The organism is Agrobacterium sp. (assembly GCF_059499945.1).
This window is the reverse complement of record NZ_JCABZP010000003.1, coordinates 140,624-164,957: the sequence shown is the minus strand read 5'-3', so window position 1 is coordinate 164,957 and position 24,334 is coordinate 140,624. Positions and strand designations below refer to the sequence as shown.

Here is a 24,334-nt window from a genome sequence, read left to right as displayed (position 1 = left end):
GCATGACGGCAGAGGGGCTATTGGCCGCAGAGCGCCTTAATAATCCCCGCCGCTTTCCTTGATCACCTTCGTCAGGCTGCCCGTCGCCGGGAAAAGCGGGATGAGGCAGGCCTGGAGCGCATGATAGATATCGCCCTTGCCTGGGAATAGCGTGTGGGCGGGAACCAGATCTTCCGTCAGTTCTTCATGCCAGCCGCCATTGGCATGGTCGATGAAGTTGTTGGCGATGGTGCTCCAGATGCGACGATAGCTGTCTTCGTAGAAGCCATCCGCCGGCAGGTTCTCGTTGAGGAAATGGGCCGCACCCGCCGCCTCGGACATGGGCCACCAGAGCTTTGCCCGCTTGTCGGGATTGTCATTCCAGTCCAGCGTATAAAAGAAGCCGCCCTTTTCCCGGTCCCAGCCCAGCGCCATGGACTGCACGAAGAGGGATTTGGCCGCGACCGGCATCCAGTCGTGGCGGCGTTCGCCCAGTATCCACAATTGCAGGATGAGACGCGCCCATTCCAGCCAGTGGCCGGGGGTGGAGCCGGAGGGGCGGAACATTTCGTTGCCGCGATAGTCCTTGTCCAGCGTCCAGTTGTCGTCGAAATGCTCGGGCACGCGGAAATCCAGCTCGCCGGCGCGGCGACGGATGACGAGATCGGCGATGCGTTCGGCCTTGCTGAGATAGTTATTGTCGCCGGTCACCTCATAGGCGGCCATCAGCGCTTCGGTGAGGTGCATATTGGAGTTCTGGCCGCGATAATTGTCGATGGGCGACCAGTCGCGATTGAATTCCTCGGCGATGGCGCCATGTTTTTCTTCCCAGAAACGACTTTCCAGCACTTCGGTAATATCAGCCAACATCGGGTCGGCCAGCGGGTGGCCGACGGTCTTGGCGGAAGAGGCGGCCAGAAGCACGAAGGCGTGGCCATAACCCTGCTTGGTGGCGTCCACTGGGCCGGCATCGTTCACCTGCCAGAAATAACCACCATGTTCGCCATCGCGGTGCTTGTTCCAGAGATAGGTCATGCCGTGATCGACGATATCGCCGCAGCCCGGCCGGCCAAGCAGGTGGCCGATGGAGAAGCAATGCACCATGCGCGCAGAGGCATGGATGCCGCGCACGGGATCGTTTGCCTGCAGCGGCGCGCCCTTGGCGTCGAGATCGAAGAAACCGCCGGCGGGATTGAGGGCGCGATACTGGAAGAAGTCGAAAAGTCCCTCGGCCTGTTTCACCAGCCACTGGCGGTGCCAGGGCAGGGTATTCCAGTTGCGGCTGTTGTGATCGTCTTCGGGCATTGCGTCCTCCATGCGTTTGCTGCTTCGGCTTATATCCTTGCCGTATAAACCTGTCATCTGTCAGCGATATTTCGTAACGTGACGCAACGACGCAAAGCCATGCCTGTCCCTTGAAGATATATTGACATAAACATATCTTTATGTGACTTGACGACTTGCGATCTTGCAAATCGAAATGAGGAGTGTGCCCGTGTTTGACGATCTGTTTGGCCCTGAAGGGGCAAAGCGCGACGGCGCGGAAATTTTCAAGGCGCTGCGCGAGGCTGCCAGCGAACGCATCCTCATTCTCGACGGTGCCATGGGCACGCAGATCCAGGGTCTGGGTTTTGACGAAGACCATTTTCGCGGCGACCGTTTCATCGGCTGCGCCTGTCACCAGAAGGGCAATAACGACCTTCTGATCCTGACCCAGCCCGACGCCATCGAAGAAATTCACTACCGCTACGCCATGGCGGGTGCGGATATTCTCGAGACCAACACGTTTTCGTCCACACGCATCGCGCAGGCCGATTACGAGATGGAAAATGCGGTCTACGATCTCAACCGCGAAGGGGCGCAGATTGTCCGCCGCGCCGCCCAGCGCGCCGAGCGGGAAGACGGCCGCCGCCGTTTCGTGGCCGGCGCCATCGGCCCGACCAACCGCACGGCCTCTATTTCGCCTGACGTGAACAATCCCGGTTACCGCGCCGTCACCTTCGACGATCTGCGCATTGCCTATGGCGAGCAGATCGACGGCCTGATCGACGGCGGTGCCGATATCATCCTCATCGAGACGATTTTCGATACGCTGAACGCCAAGGCGGCGATATTCGCCTGCGAGGAGCGTTTCGAGGCCAAGGGCATCCGCCTGCCGGTGATGATCTCAGGCACGATTACCGACCTCTCCGGCCGCACGCTTTCCGGTCAGACGCCTTCGGCGTTCTGGAATTCGGTGCGTCACGCCAACCCCTTCACCATCGGCCTGAACTGTGCGCTTGGTGCGGATGCGATGCGTCCGCATCTGCAGGAACTGTCTGACGTCGCCGATACCTTCGTCTGCGCCTATCCCAATGCCGGCCTGCCGAACGAATTCGGTCAGTATGACGAAACGCCTGAGATGATGGCGCGGCAGGTGGAAGGCTTCGTGCGCGACGGTCTCGTCAACATCGTCGGCGGCTGCTGCGGTTCGACGCCCGAGCATATCCGGGCGATTGCCGAAGCGGTCAAGGATTACAAGCCGCGCCCGATTCCCGAGCACAAGCCCTTCATGTCGCTTTCCGGCCTTGAGCCCTTCGTGCTGACCAAGGACATTCCCTTCGTCAATGTCGGCGAACGCACCAACGTCACCGGCTCGGCCAAGTTCCGTAAGCTCATCACCGCTGGCGACTACACGGCGGCTCTCGCCGTTGCCCGTGACCAGGTGGAGAACGGTGCGCAGATCATCGACATCAACATGGATGAAGGCCTGATCGATTCCGAAAAGGCGATGGTGGAGTTTTTGAACCTCATCGCCGCCGAGCCTGACATCGCCCGCGTGCCTGTCATGATCGATAGCTCGAAGTTCGAGATCATCGAAGCCGGCCTGAAATGCGTTCAGGGCAAGCCCATCGTCAACTCGATTTCGCTGAAGGAAGGCGAGGAGAAGTTTCTCCAGCAGGCGCGGCTCGTTCACAATTACGGTGCGGCGGTCGTCGTCATGGCCTTTGACGAGGTCGGGCAGGCCGACACCTATCAGCGCAAGGTGGAAATCTGCTCGCGCGCCTATAAGCTGCTGACCGAAAAGGCCGGCCTGTCACCGGAAGACATCATCTTCGATCCGAACGTTTTTGCGGTGGCGACGGGTATCGAAGAGCACAATAATTACGGCGTTGATTTCATCGAGGCCACCAAGACCATCCGCGAAACCATGCCGCTCACGCATATTTCCGGCGGTGTTTCCAACCTGTCCTTCTCCTTCCGCGGCAACGAGCCGGTGCGTGAGGCGATGCATGCCGTGTTCCTCTACCACGCCATTCAGGTTGGCATGGATATGGGCATCGTCAATGCCGGGCAGCTTGCGGTTTACGACAATATCGATGCGGAACTGCGCGAGGCCTGCGAGGACGTGGTGCTGAACCGCCGCGACGACGCGACGGAGCGTCTGCTCGAGGTGGCTGAGCGTTTCCGCGGCACAGGCGCCAAGGACACCAAGGTGCAGGACCTCTCCTGGCGCGAACTTCCCGTCGAGAAGCGTCTGGAACATGCGCTGGTCAACGGTATCACCGATTTCATCGAGACCGATACGGAAGAGGCGCGCCAGAAGGCGGAGCGTCCGCTGCACGTCATCGAAGGGCCGCTGATGGCCGGCATGAATGTGGTCGGCGACCTCTTCGGTTCGGGCAAGATGTTCCTGCCGCAGGTGGTGAAATCCGCCCGCGTGATGAAACAGGCCGTGGCCGTGCTGCTTCCTTACATGGAAGAGGAAAAACGCCTCAATGGCGGGTCTGAGCGTAGTGCTGCCGGCAAGGTGCTGATGGCAACCGTGAAGGGCGACGTGCACGATATCGGCAAGAACATCGTCGGCGTCGTCCTCGCCTGCAACAATTACGAGATCATCGATCTTGGCGTGATGGTGCCGACGACGAAAATCCTTGAAACGGCTATTGCCGAAAAGGTTGACGTGATCGGCCTTTCGGGCCTCATCACGCCATCGCTGGATGAGATGGTGCATGTGGCGGCTGAAATGGAGCGGCAGGGTTTCGACATTCCGCTTCTGATCGGCGGCGCAACGACGAGCCGCGTGCATACGGCCGTGAAAATTCATCCGCGCTACGAGCAGGGTCAGGCGATCTACGTCACCGATGCTTCGCGCGCGGTCGGCGTCGTGTCGGCACTTCTCTCCGCCGAGCAGAAGCCCGCTTATATCGATGGCATTCGCAGCGAATATGCCAAGGTGGCGGAGGCCCATGCCCGCAACGAGCGCGAAAAGCTGCGCCTGCCGCTTTCCCGTGCCCGGGAGAATGCGCACAAGATCGACTGGTCGAGCTATAGCGCCGTCAAGCCGCAGTTCTTCGGCACCAAGGTGTTCGAAACCTACGATCTTGAGGAGCTTTCCCGTTACATCGACTGGACGCCGTTCTTCCAGACCTGGGAGTTGAAGGGCCGTTTCCCGGCGATCCTCGAGGATGAAAAGCAGGGTGAAGCGGCGCGTCAGCTTTATAGCGATGCGCAGGCCATGCTGAAGAAGATCATCGAGGAGAACTGGTTCCGGCCACGCGCGGTAATCGGGTTCTGGCCCGCCAATGCGGTGGGCGACGATATCAGGCTGTTCACGGATGAGAGCCGCAAGGAAGAGCTTGCGACCTTCTTCACGCTGCGCCAGCAGCTTTCCAAGCGCGACGGTCGTCCCAATGTGGCGCTGTCCGACTTCGTGGCGCCTGTCGATAGCGGCGTTGCCGATTATGTCGGTGGTTTCGTGGTGACGGCGGGTATCGAGGAAGTGGCGATTGCCGAGCGTTTCGAGCGGGCGAATGACGATTATTCGTCCATCCTCGTCAAGGCGCTGGCCGACCGCTTTGCGGAAGCTTTTGCTGAACGCATGCATGAGCGCGTGCGCAAGGAGTTCTGGGGTTATGCGCCGGACGAAGCGTTTGCCGGCGACGAGCTGATCGGCGAGGCCTATGCCGGTATCCGCCCCGCGCCCGGCTATCCGGCCCAGCCCGATCACACCGAAAAGAAGACGCTGTTTGCCCTGCTCGACGCCACCAATGCGGCGGGCGTGGAACTGACGGAGAGCTATGCCATGTGGCCCGGCTCGTCGGTGTCAGGCCTCTATATCGGCCACCCCGAGAGCTATTATTTCGGTGTCGCCAAGGTGGAGCGCGACCAGGTGCTGGATTATGCACGCCGCAAGGATATGCCGGTGGAAGAGGTGGAGCGCTGGCTCGGGCCTGTTCTCAACTACGTGCCGACGAATGCTGCCGAGGAAATCGACAGCGCTGCGTGAGGTTTCACTCATCGTCGTTGAAATAAAAAAGCGCGGGTTTTGCCCGCGCTTTTTTTGTTAACTGTTGAACTTACGACCTTAACGCCGCCAGTTCCTCGATGCCGACATGGCTCTCGATCTCGCTGCCGCGCAGATAGAGGTAGAGGCCGATCGCGAAGGCGAGGATGGCGATGAAGACCAGATACCAGGCATGGGCCATCGGATTGATCGCAAGCGCCGTCGTCACGCCGATCGGCGTCAACCCGCCAAAGACGGCATAGGAGACGTTGTAGGCGAAGGATAGGCCGGAGAAACGGACCGATGCCGGGAAGGCGCGGACCATGACATAGGGCACCGCACCCGCCATGCCGACAGAGAGGCCCATCACGCCATAAAGCACGAACATGGTCTGAAGCGAGGTGCCGGCGTAGCTGTAGAAGGTGAAGGTGGCGATGCCGAAAAAGATGCTCGCGCCCATGAAGAAGAGGCCGGAGCCGATACGGTCGATCAGGGCGCCGGCGATGATGACGCCGAAGATCAGGAACAGCGTGCCGAAGCTGGTGCCGGCGAGCGCCTGCGTCGGGGTGTAGCCATAGAGCTTCTGCAGGAAGGTGGCGGTCATCAGCGTCGTGACGACGATGGCGGCCGACAGAACCCATGTCAGCAGAGCGGAGATGATTACGCCACGCATATGGTGCTTCAGTACCAGCCCGAGCGGCAGCTTGTCCGTCAGCGATTTTGACTTCTTCATCTCCATGAAGATCGGCGTTTCTTCCAGCCAGCGGCGCAGATAAACAGCGATGAGGCCGAAAATGCCGCCGAGCAGGAAGGGAATGCGCCAGGCGTAACCGGCCACGTCTTCCTGTGTGAAGAGCGAGTTGATGGCGAAAGCGATTAGCGAGCCCAGCATGATGCCGAAAGAGAGGCCGGATGTGAGAAAACCGCAGGCAAGCCCGACGCGGCGGAACGGCACGTGTTCGGCAACGAAGGTCCAGGCCCCCGGTACTTCACCGCCGATGGCAGCACCCTGCAGCATGCGCAGGATGATGAGCAGGATGGGGGCGGCGACGCCGATGGTGGCGTAGGTCGGCATCAGCGCCATGCCCAGCGTGGAGAGGGCCATCAGCAGGATCGAGAAGGCAAAGACGCGCTTGCGGCCATAACGGTCGCCATAATGCGCGAGAACGATGCCGCCCAGCGGCCGCACCAGATAACCGGCGGCGAAGATGCCGAAGGTCTGGATCATCACCAGCCAGTCGGGCATTTCCGGCGGGAAAAACAGATGGCCGATGACAGTCGCGAAAAATACGAAAATGATGAAGTCGTAAAATTCGAGCGCACCGCCCAGGGCCGAAAGACCGAGAGTTTTGTAATCCTGGCTGTTGAGTGGCCGGGCTGCTGCCGGTGTGGTGGTGGGAGACATGAAGCTGCTTCTTTTCTAAATTACGTATTACTTATGGGCATGCGGCAAGCGCAGCGCGATTTCAAGCCTTATCGATGTTCAATCGCTCAGGTATTTCGAGGGACGGTCGAGGAAGCGTCGCAGGAAGCTGATGTTCTCCAGCTCGTCATAGAGGCGCTCGGTGACGCCATCCTCATCGAAACAATAAATCGTCGCCTCGGGAATGGCCAAGAGCACCGGTGAATGGGTGGCGATGATCAACTGGCCGCCACTATCGGCGGCGTCACGGATGAGGGCCGCCAGTTCGAGCTGTTTTTGCGGCGAAAGCGGGCTTTCCGGTTCGTCGAGAAAATAGAGGCCGGCGCCATGGACCCGCCGGTGCAGAATGTCGAGAAAACCCTCGCCATGCGACCGCCGGTCTATGGCATTGTTCCTGATGATCCCGCGAAACGTCTCCGGAGTTTCCTCGGGAAAGTCTTCGCCTTTTTTCAGAGCCTTCTCCCGCTCCCAGCGAAAATCGTCCAGCGCCTCCTCATTCTGGCGACGGACATAACCGAGGACATCTTCCGCGCGCAGGAACATGCGAATCTTCGGATATTTCTTACGGGCGAAATAGAAAGACTTCGCCACGGTCTCGGCATGCTGGAGATAGAGGTCGCCGGCCACCTGGCCGTGATTGCCGATGGCATAAGCCGTCATCCCCGCCGCCAGCCCCTCCAGCAGCGTCGATTTGCCGGAGCCGTTATTGCCGGCAAAAAAGGTGATTGGCGTCTTGAATTCGAGGCGTTCCAGATGGCGCAGCGCCGGAACCGAGAAAGGGTAATCATCCCTCCCGCCCGTGCTTTCCTTCATGGTTACGCTGTCGAGAAACAGCATGTCGCAGTCCTTGCCAATATCCATCCTGTGCGGAGGTGGTGAGCCTCGGCGCGTCTTGGAGACCCGAGGTGTGTCAGTAGGACTGCAGTTTAACGTGGTCTGCGGCCTGCGCCAATGGCGCCGGACTGTTCGGTCTCAATTCGGCTTTGCAGGGCTATATTTCTTAGTGTATTATAAAATAATAATTCATAACTTGTAATATAGTATGATTTCATATATACGATTGGATATAATAACTATTGTGTAATTAAAAGACTAAACCAGATATATACTCCGTATTAATACAGTGATGTCAATCGTCATGCATTCTCATTGCTGTTGTGGGGAATGGATGAATTACATTGCACTATTTTCCGCCGTGACCCTTTTTTCCGCGATATTCGCGAGTGGGGCAGAGGCGCGGAAGGTTCGATTATTTGCCATACCCGGATTTGGCGGCGGTGAGACGATCGATCTCGTCTATGATCTGCCGAACACTCCAGCTTTCCTTCGGGACGGGAATGCCCTCGATCTCGGTTATCTGAATGGTAGCACTAGCGGCTATGTTCTGTATAACGGCGACCGTTATACCAAGCTCAGCCATGCGGATATTACGAGCCTGAAGGCGACGCTTGGTTTTGATCCAACGACCAAACACCGCATGGAACGGGCAGCCCGTGACGAGCAGAACAGCCGCTGGGGCTTCGTGATTTTCATCGCCGTGCTCGTGGTCGGCTTTTTTGTGTTCATCCACAAGGGGCTACAGATCATACGGTGGTTTGCGCGGTCACTGACGACACCAGCCGTCACTGACAGTGGCTCGGCGGACGCCGTGTCCGACCCGCTGGAAATTCGCAAGAAACAACTGTTGAACCGCCAATGGAGCGACAGCGAGGCGAATCCCGGCGCACGTGTGCCTGCACCTTCTTCAGGGCAGGCGCCTTCCCGGGCCAGCGCTCCTGTCCGGGCTTTCGGGCGCAGGAACGCCTGAGCCTGACCCGGCTCCGACCGCGAACTGCCGCAGGACCCGGACTATTCGAACCGGTCTATGATGCTGATGCCGCTTTCCCTGAAGCTGTCCATGGCGGGGATGGCGGTTGCGGCCTCGGAAAGCGTAATGTGCCGGCCGATCAGTTTTTCCGGCGCGAGCTTGCCGTTTTCGATCATGGCCAGCATATCCTCGTAACGCCACGCCTGCATGCCGTGGCTGCCGTAGATTTCCAGCTCATGGGCGATCACCCGGGCCATGGGAATGGCGGGCATGGCATGGTCGGCGAGCATGAGGCCCACCTGTACATGACGTCCACGCCGGCGCAGGTTGCTGATGGAGTTGCAGCAGGTCTGCGGGTGGCCAAGGGCATCGACCGAGACATGCGCACCGCCGCCTGTCACCTCGCGCACGGCTTCGGCAACATCGGCAACCGTGCGGCTGTTGATTGTCGCGGTCGCGCCGAGCTGCCGAGCCATCTCAAGCTTGTCTTCGGCGATGTCGATGGCGACGACCTGCGCGCCAAGACCAGCGCCGATCATGATGGCGGAGAGGCCGACGCCGCCGCAGCCATGAACCGCCAGCCATTCGCCGCCCTTCAGGCGTCCCTGATCGGTCACGGCACGAAAGGAGGTGGCGAAACGGCAGCCAAGACCAGCGGCGGTGGCGTAGCTCATCGATTGAGGCAGATGCACGAGGTTCTGGTCGGCATAGTCGATGGCGACATATTCGGCGAAGGAACCCCAATGGGTGAAGCCGGGCTGGAACTGTGCTTCGCAGACCTGCTGGTTGCCGGAACGGCATTCATGGCAATGGCCGCAGCCGGACACGAAAGGAACGGTAACGCGGTCGCCGGTCTTGAAGCGGGTGACGTGTCTGCCGACTGCGGCGATGACGCCGGCAAATTCATGACCGGGAACGTGCGGCAGGCGAATATCCGGGTCATGCCCCATCCAGCCGTGCCAGTCGCTCCGGCACAGGCCCGTCGCTTTCACCGCGATGACGACGCCGCCATCGGTCGGTTCCGGATCGGGCAGGGATGCGACTACCGGGGTTTCGCCGAATCGTTCGTAATAAAGCGCGCGCATCATGGCCTCACATCGTTGGTATGCAGGTTCGAAGTGATACCTGCTCTACCATTTCCAGCAAGGGGGCGGAGCGGTTTTGCATCCGGAAAGGTGGTTCAGTCCTTGATGACCATCAGGTCGCCGGCCGCGAATTTCAGCGTCACCGGCTCACCGACGGCGGGGGGCGCTGTGCCGGGATCGTTGAACATGTCGAAAGACAGGGTCGAGCCGCCAAGATCGAGGCGGGTGCGGATGACGGAGCCGAGGAACTGGCTGGAGGTGACCGTGCCGGAAATGGCGACATCGCCTTTCGCATCACTGCCGAGCGAGCCCGCTTCCGGTCGCAGGGCAAGAGTAATTTTTTCGCCGTTCGCCGCATCGACCGGCTTGTGGAGGGTGATCTGCTGCTCTCCGACACGGATGGTGTTGGAGGAGGAATCCACGATGGTCGCGTCGATGAGGTTGAGCGTACCGACGAAGGAGGCGACGAAGCGGGTCGCGGGCTTGTTGTAAATATCGAAGGGCGTGCCGATCTGGTCGGCGCGGCCGCCATTCATGACGACGATACGGTCAGAAATCGACAGGGCCTCTTCCTGATCGTGGGTCACGAAAATGGTGGTGATGCCGAGTTTCTGCTGAATCTGGCGGATTTCCTCACGCAGTGAGACGCGAATCTTGGCGTCGAGCGCCGAAAGCGGCTCGTCGAGCAGAAGAACTTCCGGCTTCGGGGCCAGAGCGCGGGCAAGCGCCACGCGCTGCTGCTGGCCGCCCGACATCTGATAGGGGTAGCGGTCCGCCAGATGTTCCAGATGGATAAGCTGGAGCATTTCCTTTACGCGCGCATCGATCTCGGCTTTCGGCTTGCCGGCGACTTTGAGCCCGAAGGCGACGTTCTCGTAGACATTCATGTTCGGGAACAGCGCATAGGCCTGAAACACCATGCCGATATTGCGCTGGTTTGGTCTCAGCGTCGTCTGGTCCTTGCCATTGATGACGATCGATCCGCCAGTCGGGATTTCAAAACCGGCGATCATGCGCAGCACGGTGGTCTTGCCGCAGCCCGATGGTCCAAGAAAGGAGACGAACTCGCCCTTTTCGATGGCCATGTTGAAATCATGCACGACCTGCACGGAGCCGAAGGATTTCTTGATATTGCTAAGTGTCAAAAAGCTCATGAAAATCTTGTCCTCAGGCCTTGGGAGGCGCGCCCTTCTGGTAGCGTGAAACGAGTTGGATCAGACCCAGGCAACCCCAGGTGATGCCGAAGGAAATCACGGCAAGGGCCGCGGGTTCATAGGCGCGGTTGGCGCCGAGCAGCTGCATATAGGGGCCGAAGGCCGGGCGGTTCAAAAGGGCCGCCATGGTGAATTCACCGATGACGATGGCGAAGGTCAAAAACGCGCCCGAGAGCACCGCGACCAGAACATTGGGCAGGATGATGCGCGACAGGATGGTCGTCCACCCCGCGCCAAGGCTTTGCGCTGCTTCCGTCAGCGTCGAGACGTCGATGGTCCTGAGACCGGTGTCGACGGCGCGGTACATGTAGGGCAGGGCGAGCGTGGCATATCCGAACATCAGAAGAAGGTTTGTGCCGAAGGTCGTGCCGGTCAGCGGCAGCCAGCTGGAGGTGTTGTAAAGCCTGATGTAACCGAACACGATGACGATGGCAGGAATGACCAGCGGCAGAAGAGTAATGAATTCGATATAGGGCCGCAGGCCCGGCAGTTTCAGACGCACCCAATAGGCCGTTGGCACGACCAGCAGAACGCCGAAGACGATGGTGAACAGCGCCATCACGACGGAATAGCTGAAGGTCTCCTGAAAACGCGGATCGGTAAGCACCTTTGCATAGGCGTCGAAGGAATATTCGCCGCGCCGCATTTTCAGCGAGAAGTTGGTCATGCCGATCAGCGGCAGGGCGAAATAGAGCAGGCCGAAAATCAGCGCGCCCCAGGCGAAGAAACGCTTCATTTCAGCCACCTTTCGCTGCGGGCGCGCAGCCAGATATAAAGTGCATTGGCGATGCCTGTGACGACGATCATGCCGAAGGCAAGCGCATAACCGAGATGCGGATTGCCGAGAACGTCGCCACGGATCTGCGCGAAAAGCAGGATCGGAACGATATTGAGCGAGGAACCGGTGAGCGCGATCGCGGTTGCCACCGCGCCGAAGGCGTTGGCAAACAGCAGCGACATGGTGCCAAGCAACGACGGCAAAAGGATGGGGAAGGCAACCATGCGCCAATATTGCAGGCCGGTTGCACCGAGAATTTCCGCCGCTTCGCGCCATTCGCGCTTCAGGCCATCAAGTGCCGGCGTGATGATGAGGATCATCAGCGGTATCTGGAAGAACAGATAGGTGACGGTGAGGCCCCAGAAAGACAGGATGTTGAAGCCCAAAAGCCTGAGATCAACGCCGACCTGCGTCTTCAGAAAAACGGTAAGCAGGCCGACCGGACCGAGCGTGGCGATGAAGGCAAAGGCGAGCGGCACGCCGGCAAATTGCGAAGCGACGCCGGAAAAGGTGAGAAGCGGGCCGCGGATGCGCTGCGGCAGGCCACCCAGCACCACGGCTGCGGCCACGGCAAAGCCGATCAGGCAGCCGAGCGCTGCCGAGGCAAGGCTGATCTTGATCGAAATCCAGTAAGCGGCAAGGATCGATGAGGTGAAAAGCCCGGCAATGTTTTCCAGCGTGAAGCTGCCATCCGTCTGCTGAAACGCGCCGATGACGATCTTCATCGTCGGCAGGATCAGAAACAGCAGAACAAAAACGGCAAAAGGTACGATCCCTATCCAGTGAAGAGGCAGTTTCCTGCCCGCATCGGATGGTCCGCCGGTGTTGGTCGATGACATGCCTTGTCCCCAAACGCCGCTTTCAAAACGGTCTGTCTATTAAGGTATTCATTATAAAAGAAGCACCCCGGCTTTGATCGGCCGGGGTGCTTTTTCAACAGTTTACTTCACGTTCGCGCCGACGACTTTGTCCCAGCCGCCTGTGACGGCAGCCTTGTTGGCGTCCACTTCCTCGAGCGTCGGGAAGATCGCCTTTTCATAGGCTGCTGCCGGCGGCAGGCTGTCGATCAGTTCCTGCGGAACCTTGCCGGCCTTGACCATGGCGTTGAAGCGGATCGGGTGGCAATAGCCCTTCAGCCAGCCAAGCTGACCGTCGTCGGAGTAGAGATGCTCCATCCAGAGCTTTGCAGCGTTCGGATGCGGTGCGTAGGCGGAAATGCCCTGAACGTACACGCCGGCGAGAACGCCCTTCTCAGGAACGACAACTTCCGTCGGCGGGTTGTCGTTCAGCGTCTTCTTCCAGGAAAGGGCGTTATAGTCCCAGGCGATGATGATCGGGGTCGCACCCTGGGCCAGCGTGCCGGCCTTGCCGATGACCGGAAGGAAGTTGCCCGCCTTGTTGAGGTCGGCGAAATACTTCAGGCCGGCTTCACCGGCTTCCTTGCCAGACTTCGCACCGGTGGAAAGACCGGCGGCGAGAACGCCGAGGATCGCCTGGTTGGAGGCGCGCGGATCGCCGGCAAGCGCTACCTGACCGGAATATTCCGGCTTCTGCAGGTCTGCCCAGTCCTTCGGCGTGTTCTTGACGAGGTCCTTGTTCACGAACATCGACATGACGCCGTAATAGTCGCCGTACCAGTAGCCTTCCGGATCCTTCACATTGTCAGGAATTTCGTCCCAGGTGGAGACCTTGTAAGGCTGCAGCAGGCCTTCGGCCTTCATCTGCGGGCCGAAGGCGAGACCGACGTCAACGACGTCAGGAGCCTGTGGGCCCTTGTTGTCCTTGTTCGCCTTGATGGCTTCGACTTCATCGGCGGAGCCGGCGTCGGGGTTCAGCTCGTTGACGGTGATTTCCGGGTATTTTGCCTTGAAAGCGGCAATCACGTCGCCGTAACCACACCAGTCGTGCGGCAGCGCGACGGTGGTCAACATGCCTTCCTTCTTGGCGGCGGCGATCAGTTCGGCGCTCGGTTCAGCGGCGGCAATCGCGGTGGAGGCGATGACCAGCGCGGTGGTCGTAGCAAGCAGTCGGCGGCAGTGAGAGATCACTTTTTTCTCCTCTTCGTGTTCTCATATTGCGGACGCTGATACGGATTCTCGATGAAGCTAATGTGACGGCCAGATTACAAATTATTTATCCGGATTCCGCCACTTTACACTCGTTTTCCGCCATTATCAGGATTGTATGCCTGTAATTGCGGGAGTTGCCCGTTGTCGTCCGTTAGACCAGATGCGTTCCCCAGCTTGGTGTTTTCCCCTGTTTTATCGTGCTGGTGGCGATGACAGGTATCCAATCAGCGTGCGGCATCCGCGTCAAGTCGTATGCCGGCTATGCAAATTCATGTTCTTTCCGGCCTGCGGAACAGCCGTGTCTGTTCAAACAGGCCTTCCAGCGCGTTCATGCGTTCCTTGGTTTCATCCCAGGTGCCGCTCTGCACCGCCTCGATCAGGGCTTCGACCACGAACAGGGTGACAACGGAGGAATCCCATGCCGAGGGAGCCTCGATCCTGACGCGGAAAATGTGCAGCGCATGGCGCGCCACCGGCGATGTCCATTGATCGGTGAAGAGGATGATCTGCACGCCGTTGGCCTTGGCCACCTCGGCGAGCGTCGTCATGTCGTGCTCGTAGCGTCGGATGTCGAATATGACGAGCACGTCGCCGGCGCTCATGTTCAGCATATATTGCGGCCAGGCGCTGGAATTGGACGACATCAGCGTCGTCTTCGGGCGGATCACCTGCATATGGGTGAAGAAATATTCGGCAATCGCGCCGGTGATGCGCCCACCCACGAAATAGATACTGCGCTTGCGGTCGGAAAGCAGCGCGGCGGCATTGTCGAAGACAGCGGTGTCGAGGTCACTCAGCGTATCGCGCAGATTGCCGGTAATGGCGTCGGCGAAGCGGTTGAGAATGTGCAGGCCGGGCGCATTGGTGGCCCAGCGGTCGTGTTTGGCGACGGGTCCGGAGATCGTTGCTTCCAGTTCCTGATGCAGATGCGCCTGAAATTCCGGATAGCCCTTATAACCGAGTTTCTGCACCATGCGCGCCACCGTTGGCGTCGAAACGCCGGCATTTTCCGCGATCGTGGTGATGCTGCCGAGGCCGGAGACGGGGTAGTTGCCGAGCAGGCTTTCCGCCAGCCGTTTTTCCGAACGGGTCAGCGCGCCGTAATGGGCATGGATGACATCCGACACGGTCGCCGTCGTGCTGCGCAAATTTTTCCCCTTTCCGGTCTTCTGCCGGTGCATGGCTAAAATAAACATCTGTGCCAGCTATCGAGTCAATGGGGAAAATGAAGAGAAAATTTCAAAATTCCATTTGACACTCGCAATAATGTGAAGAATTCTTTTCGTCATTGGCGGAACACGGGGTTTCCGGGTGGGGTTCGTGCATGACGGTGCGTTCACGGTTTTTCACAGAAGCGGAAGGGCAGGCCGTCGGCGTTGAGAATGCGGCGGCGAAAGGCGATGTCCTTCTCGTCTGCGAGCATGCCTCCGCCACCATCCCGCAGAAATACGGCACGTTGGGTCTTTCGCCGGAGGTGCTTTCGAGCCATGCGGCCTGGGATCCGGGCGCTCTCGCCGTTGCCCGGCTGCTTTCTGAAAAATTTGACGCCACGCTCGTCTACCAGCGGTTTTCGCGTCTCGTTTATGATTGTAACCGGCCGCCCGAATCGCCTTCCGCCATGCCGGTGAAAAGCGAGATTTACGATATTCCCGGCAATTTCGAGCTCAGCGAAGCGGAGCGGTTCGCCCGCACGTCAGCGCTTTATGTGCCGTTTCATGATCGGGTGAGCGAGATCATCGCTAAGCGGCAGGCGGATGGCCGCAAGGCGGTTGTGGTAACCATTCACAGTTTCACGCCCGTTTATCACGGCCGGTTCCGCGAGGTTGAGATCGGCATCCTGCACGATAGCGACAGCCGCCTGGCGGATGCGATGCTGGCGGGCGCCGAAGGATCTTCGCTCAGGGTCAATCGCAATGATCCTTATGGCCCGGAAGACGGTGTGACGCATACGCTACGGCTGCATGCGCTGCCGGACGGGCTTTTGAACGTCATGATCGAAATCCGCAACGATCTCATCGCCAATGAAGGAGATCAGGCGGCCATTGCCGGTTTTCTCCATGAGCTCATGGAGAAGGCGCTCTCATCGATTGACGGGTGAGGGAGCAAGGGCTGGCCGATGGTGAAGCACCGGGGCCGGCCATTGAGACGAGACTGCCGCCATTCAATAAAGCCGGAAAGGCGCGAAGCGGCAAGGGAACAGCAAGTGCGTGCGGCAGAGCGAGGGAAGCACCCGCGTGAAGCCGGAAACTGGGGCACAATCGGCCAATAACGGCTGACTGGCTTGTTTTTTTCTTATCAGGAGAGAAGGGCATGGACAGTTCATCATCAGGCGTCAGCTACAAGAAGGCTGATGCATCCTATTTCGAAAAACGCGGACTATCCCGTTATGCGGGCGTGTGGTCACTCTGGTCACTCGGCGTCGGCGCGGTTATTTCTGGCCATTTTTCCGGATGGAATTTCGGCTTTTCCACCGGTGGCTGGGGCGGCATGCTGGTGGCGGGCATCATCATCGCCATCATGTATCTCGGGCTGACATTTTCGATCGCGGAAATGAGCCCGGCCTTGCCGCATACGGGTGCGGCCTATTCCTTCGCCCGCACGGCCATGGGTCCATGGGGCGGGTTCATCACCGGACTTTGCGAGAATGTCGAATATGTGCTGACGCCGGCGGTTGTCGTCACCTTCATCACGGCCTATGTGAACTCCATTCTCGGCCTTGATCCGGCCTATTCACCCTTCGTGTGGATAGCGTTCTATCTGATCTTTCTTGCGCTCAATGTCTTCGGACTTGAGCTTTCCTTCAAGGTCACACTTGTTATCACACTGATTTCGCTCGCCGTTCTGGTGTTCTTCTGGATCAGCGCCATTCCCAATATCGATTTTTCGCGTTTCGCGCTCAATATCGGTGTCGGACCTGATGGCAAGGCGGTGGAGCTGCCGGAAGGTGGCGGTTCCTTCTTCCCCTTCGGTTTCTCGGGCGTTCTCGCCACGCTGCCTTTCGCGGTCTGGCTGTTCCTCGCCATCGAGCAGCTGCCGCTGGCGGCTGAAGAATCGGTCGATCCCAAACGAGACATGCCCAAGGGCATCATTCTCGGCATGGTGACGCTGATGGTCTCGGCCTTCATGATCGTGCTGCTCAACCCATCCCTGCCGGGCGTTGGCGCTTTCCATCTCAGCTCCTCGCTCGAGCCGCTGCTTGATGGTTTCAAGGCGATCTACGGCGATGGCGGCGTGGTGGTACTGGGTCTCGTTGCCTTGACCGGCCTGATCGCCAGCTTCCATACGATCCTTTATGCGCAGGGCCGGCAGATCTATTCGCTGTCGCGTGCGGGTTATTTCCCGACCGTTCTGTCGATCACACACTCCAAATACCGCACACCGTATGTTGCCAATATCTCCGGCGCAATTGTCGGCCTCGCTGTCATGCTTGTCATCTGGTTCTCGCTGGGTGCGGAACAGGGCGGCAGCATCATCGGCAGCGTGCTTTTGAACATGGCAGTGTTCGGCGCGATGTTCTCCTACATCATGCAGGCGATTTCCTTCATTCTGCTGCGGAAAAACCTGCCGCATATCGAGCGGCCGTTCCGCTCGCCCTTCGGCATTCCGGGCGCGGTGCTGACTGTTATCATCGCCATCGTCACGCTGCTTTACCAGATCCAGGATCCAAACTTCACCAAGGGCGTGCTCTGGGTCGCCGTCTGGTTTGCCGTGGCGATCGCCTATTTTGCCTTTGTCGGACGCCATCGCCTCATCCTGTCGCCGGAAGAGGAATTCGCGATGGAGCACAAGCAGGCTGCGGTTACCGCAGCGGCTGCAAAGGCCTGATGCACAAACAAACGGGCGGCCGCATCCCGGCCGCCCGATCGCCACAATAAAAGGGAACGGACAAAAATGACGAGCTACACATTCGACGCGCTTAAAATGGATGTCGCCGAGGGGCGCATCGACACGGTTCTGGCCTGCCTTGTCGACATGCAGGGGCGTCTGATGGGCAAGCGGTTCCAGGCGGAATTCTTCGTCGAAAGCGCCTTTGAGGAAACCCATAGCTGCAACTATGTGCTTGCCACCGACATGGAGATGGAAACCGTTCCCGGTTACAAATCCTCAAGCTGGGAAAAGGGATACGGCGATTATGTGCTGAAGCCCGATCTTTCGACGCTAAGGCGGGTGCCCTGGCTGGAAGGCACGGCGCTGGTGCTGTGCGACGTGCTTGACCATCACACCCATGAAGAAGTGCCGCATTCGCCGCGCGCGCTTCTCAAAAAGCAGGTGGCGCGGCTGGAGGCCATGGGGCTGAAAGCCTATATGGCGACGGAACTGGAGTTCTTCCTGTTCGACCAGACCTTCGATGCGGCGCGCGCCAACGGCTACAAGGGGCTGAACCTCGCCAGCGGTTATAATGAAGACTATCATATCTTCCAGACGACCAAGGAAGAGGATGTCATGCGGGCGCTGCGCAAGGGCTTGCAGGGCGCCGGCATTCCGGTCGAAAATTCCAAGGGCGAAGCATCCGCCGGCCAGGCGGAAATCAACGTTCGTTACGCCGATGCGCTGACCATGGCCGACCGGCACGCCATCATCAAGAACGCCACCAAGGAGATCGCCTGGTCGAAGGGCAAGGCTGTGACCTTCCTTGCGAAGTGGAACTACAATGCCGCCGGCAGTTCCTCGCATATTCATCAGTCGCTGTGGAGCGTCGACGGCAAGACGCCTGCTTTCCTCGACAAGGACGCCAAGCACGGCATGTCGGAGCTGATGCGGCATTATGTTGCCGGGCTTCTCGCTCATGCCAGCGAGATCACCTATTTCCTCGCCCCCTATATCAATTCCTACAAGCGGTTCATGGCCGGCACGTTTGCGCCCACCAAGGCGATCTGGAGCCTCGACAACCGCACGGCGGGATATCGCCTCTGCGGCGAAGGCACCAAGGGCATCCGCATCGAATGCCGCGTCGGCGGCTCCGATCTCAATCCCTATCTCGCCATGGCGGCTTTGCTTGCGGCAGGCATTGACGGCATCGAAAATAAACTCGAACTTGAGCCCGCTTTTGTCGGCGACGCCTATGGCGGCAAGGACGTGCGCGAGATACCCAAGACCCTGCGTGACGCCACCGCCTTTCTGGACGGATCGAAAATGCTGCGAAAGGCCTTCGGCGACGACGTGATCGACCATTATGTCCATGCCGGACGGTGGGAACAGGAAGAATACGACCGCCGCGTGACCGACTGGGAAGTGGCGCGCGGTTTCGAACGAGCCTAATCATTACGGGAAAACATCATGACCATGATCCAGAATATCTCGCCCATCGACGGCTCGGTTTATGCCGAACGGGAGGCGATGTCGCTGGAAGCGGCGCGCGCCGCCGTTTCGAAAGCGCGCAAGGCGCAAAAGGACTGGGCGCGACGTCCGCTTGAGGACCGCGTTCAGCTGGTTCTGAAAGGCGTGGCGCGCCTTAACGAAATGGTGGCCGAAGTTGTGCCGGAGCTGGCGCATATGATGGGCCGTCCGGTTCGTTATGGTGGCGAGTTCAAGGGTTTCAATGAGCGCTCCAACTATGTCGCTTCCATCGCGGCCGATGCGCTGGCACCCCTCGTCATCGAGGAGAGCGGCAATTTCGAACGCCGCATCGAGCGTGAGGCGCATGGCGTGGTCTTCGTCATCGCCCCGTGGAACTACCCCTACATGACGGCGATCAACACCGTCGCGCCTGCCCTGATGGCCGGCAATACGGTTGTTATCAAGCACGCGGCGCAGACGCTGCTGGTCGGCGAGCGCATGGTGCGGGCTTTCGTCGAGGCCGGTGTGCCTGACGATGTCTTCATCAATGTCTTCCTCGACCATGCCACGACCTCGGCGCTGATTTCCGAAGGGCTGTTCAATTTCGTCAACTTCACCGGTTCGGTGGAAGGCGGCCGCGCCATCGAGCGTGCCGCTGCCGGCACTTTCACCGGCCTCGGTCTTGAACTCGGCGGCAAGGACCCCGGTTATGTGATGGAGGACGCCGATCTCGACGCCGCCGTCGATACGCTGATGGATGGCGCCACCTATAATTCCGGGCAATGCTGCTGCGGCATCGAGCGTATCTACGTCAATGAAAACCTCTATGACGAATTCGTCGAGAAGTCCGTCGCCTGGGTGTCCAACTACAAGCTCGGCAATCCGCTGGAACAGGAAACGACGCTCGGGCCGATGGCCAACAAACGTTTCGCCAAGGTGGTGCGCGCGCAGATCGCAGACGCCGTCGCAAAGGGTGCCAAGGCTCTGGTCGATCCGAAGCTTTTCCCCGCCGATGACGGCGAGGGGGCATATGTCGCGCCGCAAATCCTCGTCAATGTCGATCATTCCATGGAGTTCATGACCGAAGAAACCTTCGGCCCCGCGCTTGGCATCATGAAGGTCAAAAATGACGACGAAGCCATCGCGCTGATGAACGACAGCAAATATGGCCTCACCGCCTCGCTCTGGACGCAGGATGCCGCACGCGCCGGGCGGATCGGCCGTGAGATCGAAACCGGAACCGTGTTCATGAACCGCGCCGATTATCTCGATCCCGCCCTTTGCTGGACCGGTGTGAAGGAAACGGGCCGCGGCGGCTCGCTCTCCATTCTCGGCTTCCAGAACCTGACCCGACCGAAATCCTACCATCTGAAGAAAGTCACGAAATGAATATCGTCGCCAACTGGAGCTATCCCACCGCCGTCAAGCTTGGCCGTGGCCGGATCAAGGAACTGGCGGAAGCCTGCAAGACGCTCGGCATCAAAAAGCCGCTGCTCGTGACCGATCGCGGCCTTGCCAACATGGCGATCACCGCACATGCGCTCGACGTGCTGGAAGAGGCTGGCCTTGGCCGGGCGATCTTCGCCGATGTTGATCCGAACCCCAACGAGATCAACATGGAAGCCGGCGTCAAAGCCTATCGCGATGGCGGCCATGACGGCGTCGTCGCCTTCGGCGGCGGTTCGGGCCTCGATCTCGGCAAGACCATCGCCTTCATGGCCGGGCAGACGCGCCCGGTCTGGGATTTCGAGGATATCGGCGACTGGTGGACGCGGGCGGACGCCGCCAAGATCGCGCCGATCGTCGCTGTGCCGACGACGGCGGGCACCGGTTCGGAAGTCGGCCGCGCCAGCGTCATCACCAATTCGCAGACCCATGTGAAAAAGATCATCTTCCATCCGAAGCTGCTGCCCGGCGTCGTCATCTGCGATCCGGAGCTGACGGTCGGCATGCCGAAGGTCATCACGGCGGGAACGGGCATGGATGCCTTTGCCCATTGCCTCGAAGCCTATTCCTCGCCGTTCTTCCATCCGATGAGTGCCGGTGTGGCACTTGAGGGTCTGCGTCTCGTCAAGGAATTCCTGCCGCGCGCCTATAAGGATGGTACTGACATCGAAGCACGCACCAATATGATGGCGGCGGCAGCGATGGGGGCGGTTGCCTTCCAGAAGGGACTTGGCGCCATTCACTCGCTCTCGCATCCGATCGGTGCGGTCTACAACACCCATCACGGCATGACCAATGCTGTTGTCATGCCTGCGGTGCTGCGCTTCAATCGCCCGGCCATCGAAGACAAGATTGCCCGCGCGGCTGCCTATCTCGGCATTTCCGGCGGTTTCGATGGGTTCTATGACTATGTGCTGGAGCTTCGCAAGGAACTCGGCGTGCCTGATAACCTGACCGCCATGGGCATCAAGCCTGATCGCATCGATGAGCTGGCGGCGGAAGCGATCAAGGATCCGAGCTGCGGCGGCAATCCGGTGCCGATGACGCTGGAGAATACCAGGAAACTGTTCGAGGACTGCTTTTAGGGATAGCCTTTATTCGTCAGGCTTGTGAGAGCTCGAGAGGCTTCTCCCCGGCGGGGAGAGGAAATATGCCGCGCCTTCACGCCGTGCGATGTAAGCCCGAAGAGGACGCTGCCAATTATCGACAGCCCGCGATACTCCATCGCGGGCTTTTCGTTGCGCGGCATAACCGTTCTTAGCCTTTTATTAACCCTGTTCGTTAAGATTACGGAAAGCACCATGAATTGCTTCGGTGCGTGAATGAGCATTAAACGGCTCTGATCAATCGGGAATATCATGCCTGTCATTACTTTTGCCAACACCAAGGGCGGCGCGGGAAAAACCACCGCCGTACTGCTTCTGGCAACCGAACTTGCCCGCAGCGGCCACCGTGTGACGGTGCTGGATGCCGATCCGCAATTGTGGATTTCCCGCTGGCACGAATTATCAGGCGAGATCGAAAATCTTTCGGTGATTTCGCATGTGACGATGGCCTCGCTCGAGGGCCATATTCGCGAAAACAAGGCCAACACCGACTGTTTCATCATCGACCTTCCGGGAGCGAAAACGCCGCTTCTGACGATGGCGCTCGGTATTTCCGATCATGTACTGATCCCGGTACAGGGCTCAGCCATGGATGCGCGCGGCGCCGCCGAGGTTCTCGATCATATCGAATTCCTGAACCGCAAGATGGGCAAGGCGATAGCCCATTCCATCGTGCTGACGCGGGTCAATGCCATGGTGGCGACACGCTCCCTACTGCTCGTCAAGATGCTGCTCGCGGAAAAGAACGTCTCGGTTCTCAATACACCGATTGTCGAGAGAGCGGCCTATCGCGATATTTTCGATTACGGCGGCACGCTTCTCTGTCTCGACAAGGACAAGGTCAGCAATATCGACAAGGCCGTGGAGAATGCGAAAGCCTTCGCGACGGAGGTCGTCGGCCTTCTGCCGCAACGGCTTCTGCGGCTCGGCACGCAACCTGCGCGCCTTTTCACCCGCCAGGCCGCCTGAGAGCTGCCCCCAGGGCAGGGCGGCTCCATCCGCCTGCTTAAGGCCAGAGGACATTTTCCGGCTCGTTAAGGCGCATAGCCGCGCAGCTTGTTGTAACGTGCGATCTGTTCCTTGGTCAGCAGCTTCACCGTTTCGAGATGAGCGGCAAGGTGGATGTATCTCAGCCTGGCGCGGCTTTCTTCAATACGGTCGAGCTGCGCGCGCAGTTGATCCGCATCGATTGCGCCGTTACGGAAGCTCGCATCCAGCGCCGCTTCGCCGGCGATCATTTGCCTGCCTTCTGTCGCGGCATCTTTTCGCATGGTTTGAAACAGCTGCTCGACGGCGGCGGTCTGCTCCGCCGTCAGCGCCAGTTCGGTCGCCATCTTTCCGACATGTGAGGGACCCGGCATGCCGTTGAGATCGGCGGCCTTCGCAAAGCCCCATCCACCTCCCTGTTCCAGTTCGGCAATATCCTCGGCCGAGAGGCTTTTGATGGTTCGGCTCTGCTGGCCCGCATAGGGAGACTGGTGGCGATGCTGCTCTTCCGCAATAGTGGAGAGGGGGAGAAAAGCGATGAGAAATACAGGAACCGTGAATTTCATGGGTGCTGTCCGAGCTGTTGCGATCCCCTGAGCTTGCCAGCCGGCCGGTTTGCCGGACATGATAGAAATCATGTCGAGTTCGATTTTTGACCAGCTTCGCCCGAGGGCGTCCATCTCCCGATCCTTTGAAAAAGGTGAATACCTTTTTCATCAGGGCGACCCCATTCACATGCTGGCGCTGGTCGCCGAGGGTTACGTCCACCTGATGCGGTTTCAGGCGGATGGACATAGTGCGGTGTTGCAGCGCGCGGGGCCCCTGGCGATTCTTGCCCAAGCCTCGGTCTTCTCGCAGCAATATCACTGCGACGCCATTGCGATGACGGCAGGGCGCGCATTGTTCGTGCCAATCGGCACGCTGCGGCAATTGCTTGAACGCGAGCCAGCATTCGCGCTGGAATGGATAAGCCATATTTCCGGCGAGCTGAAAAATGTCAGAACGCGTGCGGAAATATTGGCGCTGCGCTCGGTCAGTGCGCGGCTCGATGCATGGATCACCGTCAACGAAGGCAGGCTTCCGCCCAAGGGTCAATGGAAGGGCCTCGCAGCTGAAATAGGCGTTTCTGCCGAGGCGTTGTATCGGGAAATAGCGAGACGCCCGGCTTCATCCGACTAACCGGGCGCAGGCGACAAATTATCTGCTTGATTTGGAAATGATCGTTTCCTATATTGCGGCCATGACCAATATCGCCCAACCCAATTCTCAGGAACAGCGCCATCGCGGCAGGCCACGCGAGTTCGATCTCGATCATGCGCTTGATGGCGCGATCCGTGTCTTTTCCAGACGCGGTTACCACGCCACCTCCGTTGGCGATCTCACCGATGCGATGGAACTGGCGCAGGGCAGTCTTTACAAGGCCTTCAAGGACAAGAAGGCCGTGTTCATCGCCACGATGGAGCGCTACAGGATCGTACAGACCGAGCGTTTCGAGGCAGCGGTGGCCGGTTTCGATACCGGTTACGAGCGCCTTAGGGCAGGCCTGATGTTCTATGCGGAACGGTCGCATGGTGGTGTCGGTTCTGACGGATGTCTGGTGGTTGGTGCTGCTGCCGATCTGGCGGCCCTGGATGACGACATTGCAGTTGTGGTCGAGCGGGCTGTGAAGGCGAGGGAGCGCATCGTCGCCCGTCTCGTTGCCGAAGGGCAGAAGGATGGTTCCGTAGGTTCAAAGGCTGATCCCGATGATCTCGCCCGGGCGATGTTGTGCATGATGTACGGCATGCGCGTGGTGGGAAAGACGGGGCGCAGCCTCAAAGACATGGTGGCCGTGGTGGATATCGCCATGAGGCTTGCCGAGTGATTTTTGTGATTATTTAGGAAACGATTGTTTCCA

Annotated in this window: 20 protein-coding genes; 10 read left to right on the top strand and 10 right to left on the bottom strand. The window is 59.2% G+C overall.

What is annotated here, in order from left to right; translation table 11 throughout:
- Positions 1-36 precede the first annotated feature (36 nt).
- Entirely contained in the window at positions 37-1,296 is a 1,260-nt protein-coding gene (locus AC5I5B_RS02875; protein ID WP_004430639.1) for an AGE family epimerase/isomerase, read from the bottom strand.
- A gap of 178 nt (positions 1,297-1,474) precedes the next feature.
- On the opposite strand from AC5I5B_RS02875, the gene metH reads away from it, so the two are divergent.
- Complete coding sequence (gene metH / locus AC5I5B_RS02870; protein WP_111834721.1) at positions 1,475-5,248, top strand: methionine synthase; 3,774 nt, start codon at positions 1,475-1,477, stop codon at positions 5,246-5,248.
- 70 nt (positions 5,249-5,318) lie between these two features.
- Here metH and AC5I5B_RS02865 read toward each other — a convergent pair whose 3' ends face one another.
- Together AC5I5B_RS02865 and AC5I5B_RS02860 are read right to left on the bottom strand one after the other, a co-directional pair.
- A complete protein-coding gene (locus tag AC5I5B_RS02865) occupies positions 5,319-6,650 on the bottom strand; it encodes an MFS transporter (protein WP_111834722.1) in 1,332 nt (443 codons plus the stop codon).
- A gap of 78 nt (positions 6,651-6,728) precedes the next feature.
- On the bottom strand, positions 6,729-7,505 hold the full coding sequence (locus AC5I5B_RS02860; RefSeq protein ID WP_060725257.1) for an AAA family ATPase: 777 nt from the start codon (positions 7,503-7,505) through the stop codon (positions 6,729-6,731).
- Between the two features lie 331 nt (positions 7,506-7,836).
- Between AC5I5B_RS02860 and AC5I5B_RS02855 the strand changes: the two genes are divergently transcribed.
- Positions 7,837-8,475, top strand: coding sequence for a hypothetical protein (locus AC5I5B_RS02855; protein WP_111834723.1), 639 nt, complete (start codon positions 7,837-7,839; stop codon positions 8,473-8,475).
- Between the two features lie 41 nt (positions 8,476-8,516).
- On the opposite strand, the gene AC5I5B_RS02850 is transcribed toward AC5I5B_RS02855, so the two are convergent.
- From AC5I5B_RS02850 to AC5I5B_RS02825, 6 genes are all read right to left on the bottom strand, one after another.
- Positions 8,517-9,560, bottom strand: a complete 1,044-nt coding sequence (locus AC5I5B_RS02850; protein WP_111834724.1) for a zinc-dependent alcohol dehydrogenase family protein — start codon at positions 9,558-9,560, stop codon at positions 8,517-8,519.
- Positions 9,561-9,655: 95 nt separating this feature from the next.
- Complete coding sequence (locus AC5I5B_RS02845; RefSeq protein WP_004430654.1) at positions 9,656-10,714, bottom strand: ABC transporter ATP-binding protein; 1,059 nt, start codon at positions 10,712-10,714, stop codon at positions 9,656-9,658.
- Between the two features lie 13 nt (positions 10,715-10,727).
- On the bottom strand, positions 10,728-11,510 hold the full coding sequence (locus tag AC5I5B_RS02840) for an ABC transporter permease (RefSeq protein WP_004430656.1): 783 nt from the start codon (positions 11,508-11,510) through the stop codon (positions 10,728-10,730).
- Positions 11,507-12,391, bottom strand: coding sequence for an ABC transporter permease (locus AC5I5B_RS02835; RefSeq protein ID WP_004430658.1), 885 nt, complete (start codon positions 12,389-12,391; stop codon positions 11,507-11,509). Before AC5I5B_RS02835 ends, AC5I5B_RS02840 begins: the two co-directional genes overlap by 4 nt.
- A gap of 102 nt (positions 12,392-12,493) precedes the next feature.
- Positions 12,494-13,600: an ABC transporter substrate-binding protein gene (locus tag AC5I5B_RS02830; protein WP_004430660.1), complete on the bottom strand. Its 1,107-nt coding sequence runs from the start codon at positions 13,598-13,600 to the stop codon at positions 12,494-12,496.
- Between the two features lie 290 nt (positions 13,601-13,890).
- Entirely contained in the window at positions 13,891-14,769 is an 879-nt protein-coding gene (locus tag AC5I5B_RS02825) for a MurR/RpiR family transcriptional regulator (protein WP_026363416.1), read from the bottom strand.
- 176 nt (positions 14,770-14,945) lie between these two features.
- On the opposite strand from AC5I5B_RS02825, the gene AC5I5B_RS02820 reads away from it, so the two are divergent.
- The 6 genes from AC5I5B_RS02820 (at position 14,946) to AC5I5B_RS02795 (ending at position 22,419) form a co-directional block, all read left to right on the top strand.
- Positions 14,946-15,719 carry an N-formylglutamate amidohydrolase gene (locus tag AC5I5B_RS02820; protein WP_020813584.1) on the top strand — a complete coding sequence of 258 codons (774 nt, stop codon included), beginning with the start codon at positions 14,946-14,948 and terminating at the stop codon, positions 15,717-15,719.
- Between the two features lie 212 nt (positions 15,720-15,931).
- Positions 15,932-17,446: an amino acid permease gene (locus AC5I5B_RS02815; protein WP_004430663.1), complete on the top strand. Its 1,515-nt coding sequence runs from the start codon at positions 15,932-15,934 to the stop codon at positions 17,444-17,446.
- A 66-nt stretch (positions 17,447-17,512) separates the two neighbouring features.
- Positions 17,513-18,880 (top strand): glutamine synthetase family protein, encoded by a 1,368-nt coding sequence (locus AC5I5B_RS02810; protein WP_004430664.1) that lies wholly within the window; start codon positions 17,513-17,515, stop codon positions 18,878-18,880.
- An 18-nt stretch (positions 18,881-18,898) separates the two neighbouring features.
- On the top strand, positions 18,899-20,287 hold the full coding sequence (locus tag AC5I5B_RS02805) for an aldehyde dehydrogenase family protein (RefSeq protein ID WP_080866308.1): 1,389 nt from the start codon (positions 18,899-18,901) through the stop codon (positions 20,285-20,287).
- Positions 20,284-21,429 (top strand): iron-containing alcohol dehydrogenase, encoded by a 1,146-nt coding sequence (locus AC5I5B_RS02800; RefSeq protein ID WP_080866307.1) that lies wholly within the window; start codon positions 20,284-20,286, stop codon positions 21,427-21,429. Before AC5I5B_RS02805 ends, AC5I5B_RS02800 begins: the two co-directional genes overlap by 4 nt.
- A gap of 273 nt (positions 21,430-21,702) precedes the next feature.
- The gene (locus tag AC5I5B_RS02795; protein WP_099086046.1) at positions 21,703-22,419 is read left to right on the top strand and encodes an AAA family ATPase; all 717 of its coding nucleotides are present in this window, start codon (positions 21,703-21,705) and stop codon (positions 22,417-22,419) included.
- A 65-nt stretch (positions 22,420-22,484) separates the two neighbouring features.
- Here AC5I5B_RS02795 and AC5I5B_RS02790 read toward each other — a convergent pair whose 3' ends face one another.
- A complete protein-coding gene (locus tag AC5I5B_RS02790) occupies positions 22,485-23,003 on the bottom strand; it encodes a Spy/CpxP family protein refolding chaperone (protein ID WP_111834726.1) in 519 nt (172 codons plus the stop codon).
- 58 nt (positions 23,004-23,061) lie between these two features.
- Here AC5I5B_RS02790 and AC5I5B_RS02785 point away from each other — a divergent pair, with 58 nt between their 5' ends.
- Together AC5I5B_RS02785 and AC5I5B_RS02780 are read left to right on the top strand one after the other, a co-directional pair.
- The gene (locus AC5I5B_RS02785; protein ID WP_004430675.1) at positions 23,062-23,616 is read left to right on the top strand and encodes a Crp/Fnr family transcriptional regulator; all 555 of its coding nucleotides are present in this window, start codon (positions 23,062-23,064) and stop codon (positions 23,614-23,616) included.
- A 37-nt stretch (positions 23,617-23,653) separates the two neighbouring features.
- Complete coding sequence (locus AC5I5B_RS02780; RefSeq protein WP_111834727.1) at positions 23,654-24,301, top strand: TetR/AcrR family transcriptional regulator; 648 nt, start codon at positions 23,654-23,656, stop codon at positions 24,299-24,301.
- Positions 24,302-24,334: the final 33 nt, after the last annotated feature.